Annotated in this window: 6 protein-coding genes; 2 read left to right on the forward strand and 4 right to left on the reverse strand. The window is 62.7% G+C overall.

From position 1 onward, the window contains the following. The first annotated feature begins 11 nt into the window (after positions 1–11). Positions 12–257, forward strand: coding sequence for a membrane lipoprotein lipid attachment site-containing protein (locus EN984_RS17825; RefSeq protein ID WP_023810994.1), 246 nt, complete (start codon positions 12–14; stop codon positions 255–257). Positions 258–353: 96 nt separating this feature from the next. On the opposite strand, the gene EN984_RS17830 is transcribed toward EN984_RS17825, so the two are convergent. The 4 genes from EN984_RS17830 to xylF form a co-directional block, all read right to left on the reverse strand. Beyond that, entirely contained in the window at positions 354–1,982 is a 1,629-nt protein-coding gene (locus EN984_RS17830; protein ID WP_127267716.1) for a CHASE domain-containing protein, read from the reverse strand. A gap of 127 nt (positions 1,983–2,109) precedes the next feature. Further along, the gene (locus tag EN984_RS17835) at positions 2,110–2,910 is read right to left on the reverse strand and encodes an ATP-binding cassette domain-containing protein (RefSeq protein WP_127267717.1); all 801 of its coding nucleotides are present in this window, start codon (positions 2,908–2,910) and stop codon (positions 2,110–2,112) included. Positions 2,911–2,921: 11 nt separating this feature from the next. Continuing rightward, positions 2,922–4,274 (reverse strand): sugar ABC transporter permease, encoded by a 1,353-nt coding sequence (locus tag EN984_RS17840; protein WP_127267718.1) that lies wholly within the window; start codon positions 4,272–4,274, stop codon positions 2,922–2,924. Positions 4,275–4,416: 142 nt separating this feature from the next. Further along, complete coding sequence (gene xylF / locus EN984_RS17845; protein WP_013529274.1) at positions 4,417–5,457, reverse strand: D-xylose ABC transporter substrate-binding protein; 1,041 nt, start codon at positions 5,455–5,457, stop codon at positions 4,417–4,419. Positions 5,458–5,727: 270 nt separating this feature from the next. Between xylF and EN984_RS17850 the strand changes: the two genes are divergently transcribed. Continuing rightward, positions 5,728–6,566 (forward strand): ROK family protein (locus EN984_RS17850; RefSeq protein WP_164765509.1); only part of this gene is annotated, 839 nt, incomplete at its 3' end.

The following is a 6,566-nucleotide window of genomic DNA, read 5'->3' on the forward strand; positions in this document are numbered from 1 at the left end:
GGAGTGACTCTATGCGGAAGATGATTATTGCCCTGGTTGCGGTGGTTGCCGTCAGCGGCTGCACCTCGACCGAACAGGACGTGGTTGGCGGCGGCTTGATCGGCGCCGGTGTCGGCGGCTTGGTCGGCGGCGGCAAGGGCGCGCTGATCGGCGCGGCCGTTGGCGCCGGTTCCGGCCTGCTGGTGCGCAATCTGCGCAACGGCTATTGCCAATATCGCGATCATCGCGGCCGGATCTACACGGCTCGCTGCAACTAATTCGGCGATAATCGAAACGTCGATCCGGAGGCTGGTCTGCTGGCCTTCGGATTTTTCATGTCCGGACGCTTGATCCTTTTCGGGAGAAGGTCGCGCTCAATTGGCGAGTGGAATTTTGATTTCCACGTTCAGCCCATTGGCCTGGTAGTCGCGCTTGATCGTACCGCGTAATTCGCGCGTCACGTTGAGATCGATCAGCTTGGTGCCGAAGCCGGTTTCGGCGGGAGCTTCGAGTTTCTTCTGCCCGTTTTCGCGCCAGTTGAGGGCCAGCGTCCTGTCGCGCCCACGCCCCTCCAGAGACCAATCCACTTTCAGTGCCCCCACGGAATTGCCGGCTTCGCCGTATTTCAGCGCATTCGTCGCCAGTTCGTGGAAGGTCAGGCCGAGCGCTTGCGTCGTGGTTTCGTCAAGCAGCACTTGCGGCCCTGACAGCAGCCCCTCGGGCAACTCCTTGCCGAACACCTGGCCGAGTTCGATGCGCAAGAGATCGCCAAGATCGGCCTTCTGCCAGCGAGAGCGCGTCAGCATGTCCTGGGACGCTGCCATCGCCTGCAGCCTGGCCGAGAAAGATGCGGAAAACTCGTTGACGTCGGTAGCCCGCGATGCCGTCTGGCGCGCGATCGCCAGCACCCTGGTGATCGAATTCTTGATGCGATGCTTCATCTCCTGCAGCATCAGGTCTTTTTCGATCAGGCTCTTTTCCGTGGTTTCGTGCAACCGCGACGCTGCCTCATAGGCCCGCTCCTGATATCGCGCCACCAGCGCGATGGCGCCCGCCAACAGCAGGCCGAATAGCCCCAGCATCACCGGAATGGCGCGCGACGACGGCTGCGAGAAGGCGCTTGTCGGCCGGAACAGGACAGTCCATGGCCGTCCGGCGACGATGATCTTTCGGGTGACCAGCAGCCTGTCCCCGAAAGTCGAAGCCGGCGGCGTCTCCGACCGGAACAGCAGATTGTCGCCGCTCACGGCACCATCGCCGTCATAGATTTCGGTGTTGACCGGCAGTAGCGGCGACCGGCTGAGCGCGGTCTGGAACAGATCGCGAGCCCGGAAGGCCGCATAGAGAAAACCTGATGTCGAGGATCTCGAAGCATTGATGACGTCGGGAGCGGTTTCGACATTGAGCCGCACGAAAACGAAGAAGCCGGTGAACGTCTGCGAGGCGCCCGTGTCCTGGCCCAGTTGCACCAACCCGCTGGCGTGCTGCTGGTCGTCGGACATCGCCTTTTCGATCGCCACACGCCGCATCGGTTCGCTGAACATGTCGTAGCCGATGGCGGCTTGGTTGGATGGATCCAGCGGTTCGAACAGCACGATAGGGGTACGCCAGGGTTGCGTGGTATCCGGGTAGATTGGATGACTGACGCCATAATCGTGCAGCATATCGCGTTCGACCGTCGCCTTGTCGCCCGTCTTTGCCAGCCTGAGGAAACCGATGCCGCGCAAGCCGGCGAAATTCTTGTCGACATCGAGCGCGTTGAAGAACGCCTTGAACTCATTGCGAGAAATATCGCCATTGCGGGCGTCGAACAGGGCCTGCGTCGAGCGCAGCAGCGACAGATGCAGGTCGATGCGGCTCTCGATCCGGTTGAGCGCGTCGTCGGCAGTCGCCTCGAACTTGATGCGCGCGGCTTCCTGTGTGGCGAAATAGGCGAAACCTGCCATCACCATGCTGATTAGTGCGACGGCGATAAAGGCGATGATCGGGAAAAGCTTCTTCAACGGATCGTGCGGTCCCTGAGCGATATCGGACCTTTATGGGCAAGTCGCCGTGCCAACACAATGCCACGGCCAAGCCATCCTTACGGCTGGCATATCACGTGTCCGGCAACGGCGAGCTGGCTTGATCTCAGGCTGCGATCTTCAGCGCACCCGGTCCTGGAATGGCGCCCGGCGGGCATTTGCCAAGAATGATCATCCCCAGCACCTCGTCCTGGGTGACATCGGTGGTGCGGGCGGTGCCAACGACCTGACCGTTCTTCATGACGCAGACCCGGTCGGCAAGCTCGAACACATCGTGGATGTCGTGGCTGATCAGGAAGATGCCGATGCCATCGGACTTGAGCTGCTTGACCAGTTCGCCGACCTGCGCCGTTTCCTGCGGACCAAGCGCCGCCGTCGGCTCGTCCATGATCAGGATGCGGGCGTTGAACAGGATCGCACGCGCGATCGCCACCGATTGCCGCTGGCCGCCCGACAGCTTGATCACCGGCTCCTTGAAGCGCTGGAAGCGGGGATTGAGCCGGCCCATCACCTTGCGCGCCTCGGCCTCCATGGCAACGTCGTCGAGCGTACCCCAGGCGGTCATCAGCTCGCGGCCGAGGAACAGATTGGCGGCGGCGTCGACATTGTCGGCCAACGCCAGCGTCTGGTAGATCGTCTCGATGCCGTATTTCTTGGCGTCGCGTGGATTGGAGATCGATGCCTCCTCGCCGTTGACGAAGATCTGGCCCGAATCGCGCTTGTAGGCGCCGGACAGGATCTTGATCAATGTCGACTTGCCGGCGCCATTGTGGCCGAGCAGCGCCACGACCTCGCCGGGGAAAAGATCGATCGAGGCGTCGTCGACGGCGCGGATGCCGCCAAACGCGATCGAGATGTTCCTCATGTCGATCAGCGCGGTGGCTGCAGGAGCAGTCTTGTCATTCATGGCATGCCCTCCTAGACGCGCTTGCGATAGACGGTGTCGAGCCACACGGCGATGACCAGTACGGCCCCGACGACGATGCTCTGCAGCGGCGAGTCGACGCCGAGCAGCACCATGCCGGACTGCAGCGACTGCATCAGCAGGGCGCCCAGCATGGCGCCGATGATCGTTCCCGATCCGCCGGCAAGCGACGTGCCGCCGATCACGGCGGCTGCAATGACGAGCAGTTCGTCGAGCGTTCCAAGCACGTTGGTGGCCGAATTCTGCCGGGCCGAGGAGATCGCCGCGGCAATCGTGGCCAGCACGCCCATGATCATGAACACCTTCATGGTGATCCATCGCGTGTTGATGCCGGCGAGATTGGCCGCCTCGGGATTGCCGCCGATGGCGAACACATAGCGGCCGAAACGGGTGCGGTTGGTGATGAAGGTCATGACCAGCCCGACGGCGACAGCCATCAGCACCGGTATCGCGATACCGTGGGCGATGAACAGGCCGCCTTCGGGAACGGTGATGTTGTTGGCGGCCGCATATCTGTTCACGATGCCGATCGGCCAGGGGTAGGAGTTGGCGAGCCAGACCGCACCCATGATGGCGCCGCAGGTGACGACTCCAAGCAGCGCCTCGGCCCAGATCGGACGTAGCGGAAACCGGAAACGCTTGCGCTGCACCCGCCCGTTGAACAGCCCAAACACCACGGCGAGGCAGGCGACGATCCCAACGACCCAGCTCCAGGTCGCGCCGATCGATCCCGCCGGCCCACCGCCCATCAGCTGAAAAGTGGCGTTAAGCGGCGCCACGGTCTGGCCTGAAGTGACCCACCAGGCGGCACCGCGCCAGACCAGCAGGCCGCCCAGCGTCACGATAAAGGCGGGCACTTCGAGATAGGCGATGACGAAGCCTTGAAAAGCGCCGATCAACAGGCCGAGCGCCAGGCCGATGACCAGTGCCAGGACCCAGATCCACGGGTTGCCGAGTTCGAGCCCGACAAAGCGCACCAGGAAATGCACCTGGGCAAATCCCATCACCATGCCGATCAGGCCCTCGGCGGAACCGACCGACAGGTCGATGTTGCGCATGACGATGACCAGCACCATGCCGCAGGCCATGATGGCAACCGCGGATGTCTGCACCGACAGGTTCCACAGATTGCGCGGCGTGAGAAAGGTGCGGCTGTCGAAATCGAGCGGATTGACGCCAAGGCGCAGGCTGGAAATGACATGCAGCCCAATCCAGATAACCAGCAGCGCGCCGATCATGCCGAGCATGCGGGTGTCGATCTCGGTCGCCTTCAGGAACCGGGCGACGGCGCCGAGTTCCGACGCGCGCGCCGTATCGGTCTGCGGGTTTGACGTCGTATCGGTCATGGTTTCCTCCCACCGGCTGGCCGTCTGACGCGCATGCCGGAGCCCAGCCTAGAAGCTATCCGCATGATGCGGAAACAGAATTCTTTGAGAAAACGCCGCGGCTTTTGGGCCGCGGCGTTCAGATATTGCAAAGTGGTACGGATCAGTTGCAGGCCGCCACGGTGCCGGCGGCGACACCCGCGCAGACTTCGTCCTTCTTGATCCAGCCGGCGTCGATGACGACGTTGAGATTGTCCTTGGTGATGGCAACCGGGGTCAGGAACAGCGACTTGACGGTGTTGCCGCCCGGCGTCGTGAAGTCCTTGGCGCCGGCGATGTCGCTCGTCTTCTTGCCGTCGGCCAGTTGCGAGGCGATCTCGGCGGCATTCTTGCCGAGCTCCCGCGCGTCCTTCCACACCGACACGGTTTGCGTGCCGAGGGCGATGCGGTTCAGCGCGGCGTGGTCGCCGTCCTGACCCGAGACCGGCACGGTGCCGGCCAAGCCTTGAGCCGTCAGCGCCGCGACGACGCCACCGGCAGTGCCGTCATTGGCCGCGACCACCGCGTCGACCTTGTTGTCGTTGGCGGTCAGGAACTGCTCCATGTTCTTCTGGGCGTTGGCGGGCAGCCAGCCATCCGTGTAGGCTTCGCCGACATTCTTGATCTTGCCGCTGTCGATGGCTTCCTTGAGCACTTCCATCGAGCCCGAGAACAGGAAGTCGGCATTGGGATCGGCACCGGAGCCCTTGATGAAGACGTAGTTGCCTTCCGGCTTGACCTTGAACACTTCGCGGGCCTGCATGCGGCCGACTTCCTTGTTGTCGAAGGTCAGATAGAAGACGTCCTTGTTCTCGATCAGCCGGTCATAGCCGACGACCGGAATGCCTTCGTCCAGCGCCTTCTGCACGGCCGGGCCGATGGCCGAAGCGTCCTGCGCCAGGATGATCAGGGAATTAGCGCCCTGCGAGATCAGGCTTTCGACATCGGTAAGCTGCTTGCCGGGATTGGACTGCGCATCGGCGGAGATGTACTTGTCGCCGGCGGCCTCGATCGCCGTCTTCATGGCGGCCTCGTCGGTCTTCCAGCGTTCTTCCTGGAAGTTGGACCACGAAACGCCGACAACCTTGTCCTTCGCCTGCGCGACAGACGCGAGCGTCAGCGACATGGCGGCACCCGCCAGGATGGCGGCCGTGAATCTTTTCATATTATCCTCCCTGCGCCGCGTATGGCGCGACCAAACTGACCCGAGGGCCGGCACAGAGGCTCTATTTTTTCGAGCCTCGAAAAAATACTGGGCCAACGCCCGAACGCTGTCAACATCGATTCTGATGGATTTTGATGTCATTTCGAGTTTTTTTCGAGTCTCGGAATAAATAAATGACACGGCATGCAGCTTCTGCCAGTATTTACCGGCGTCACCGACAGCGTTCCAGGGGCAGGAGGAACCGCGGCGACCGGGAGGATATGAAAGAACATGTCGGTCGGAATCCGCCACGACGATCTGCGCCGCCGCAACCGCGCCATGGTGATCGCGGCAGTGCGCCGCGCCGGACAGCCGTCACGAACCGAGATCGCCGCGACCACAAGCCTCAGCCATTCGACCATCTCGGCGATTTCATCCGACCTGATCGTCGAAGGCATCCTGACCGAAAGCAAGCCGAGCGAGGCCGGCTCGCTCAAACGCGGCCGGCCGCAGGTCGGCCTCAGTCTCAATCCGGAAGCGGCCGCGGTAATGACCGTGGTGCTGTCGCTGAACTTCCTCTCCGTCGCCGTCATCGACTATGCCGGCCAGGTGATATCCGAGGAACAGCGCCGGCTGGACACGCTGACGATGTCGCGCGAGTCGCTGATCGGGGAATGCACGGCCATCGTGCGGCGCCGCCTGGCAGATCCCGACCTGGACGTGCGCAGCATCGCCCGCATCGCGCTGGCCATCCAGGGCATCACCGACACCCGTGCCCGCGCCATGCTGTGGTCGCCGATCACGCCGCACACCGACATCGCCTTCGCTGACATATTCGAAGACGAGTTCGGCATCCCTGCCATAATGGAGAACGACTGCAACATGATGGCGGTGGCGCTGCGCTGGCGCGACCCCGATCGTTACCGCGACGATTTCATCGCTATCCTTTTGTCGCACGGCATCGGCATGGGACTGGTGCTGAAGGGCGAATTGTTCACCGGCACCCATTCTTCGGGCGGCGAATTCGGCCACATGATCCATCGGCCGAACGGCGCGCTATGTCGCTGCGGACGGCGCGGCTGCGTCGAAGCCTATGCGGGCAATTACGCCATCTGGCGCAACGCCAGGCA

The sequence above is a fragment of the Mesorhizobium sp. M7A.F.Ca.CA.004.12.1.1 genome, assembly GCF_003997835.1.
In the GTDB taxonomy this organism is placed as follows: Bacteria; Pseudomonadota; Alphaproteobacteria; order Rhizobiales; family Rhizobiaceae; genus Mesorhizobium.

Excerpts from the sequence above, each read along its gene's own strand:
- EN984_RS17825 (WP_023810994.1), top strand. The coding sequence starts at position 12 with ATGCGGAAGATGATTATTGCCCTGGTTGCGGTGGTTGCCGTCAGCGGC.
- EN984_RS17835 (WP_127267717.1), bottom strand. The coding sequence starts at position 2,910 with ATGAATGACAAGACTGCTCCTGCAGCCACCGCGCTGATCGACATGAGG.
- EN984_RS17840 (WP_127267718.1), bottom strand. The coding sequence starts at position 4,274 with ATGACCGATACGACGTCAAACCCGCAGACCGATACGGCGCGCGCGTCG.
- xylF (WP_013529274.1), bottom strand. The coding sequence starts at position 5,457 with ATGAAAAGATTCACGGCCGCCATCCTGGCGGGTGCCGCCATGTCGCTG.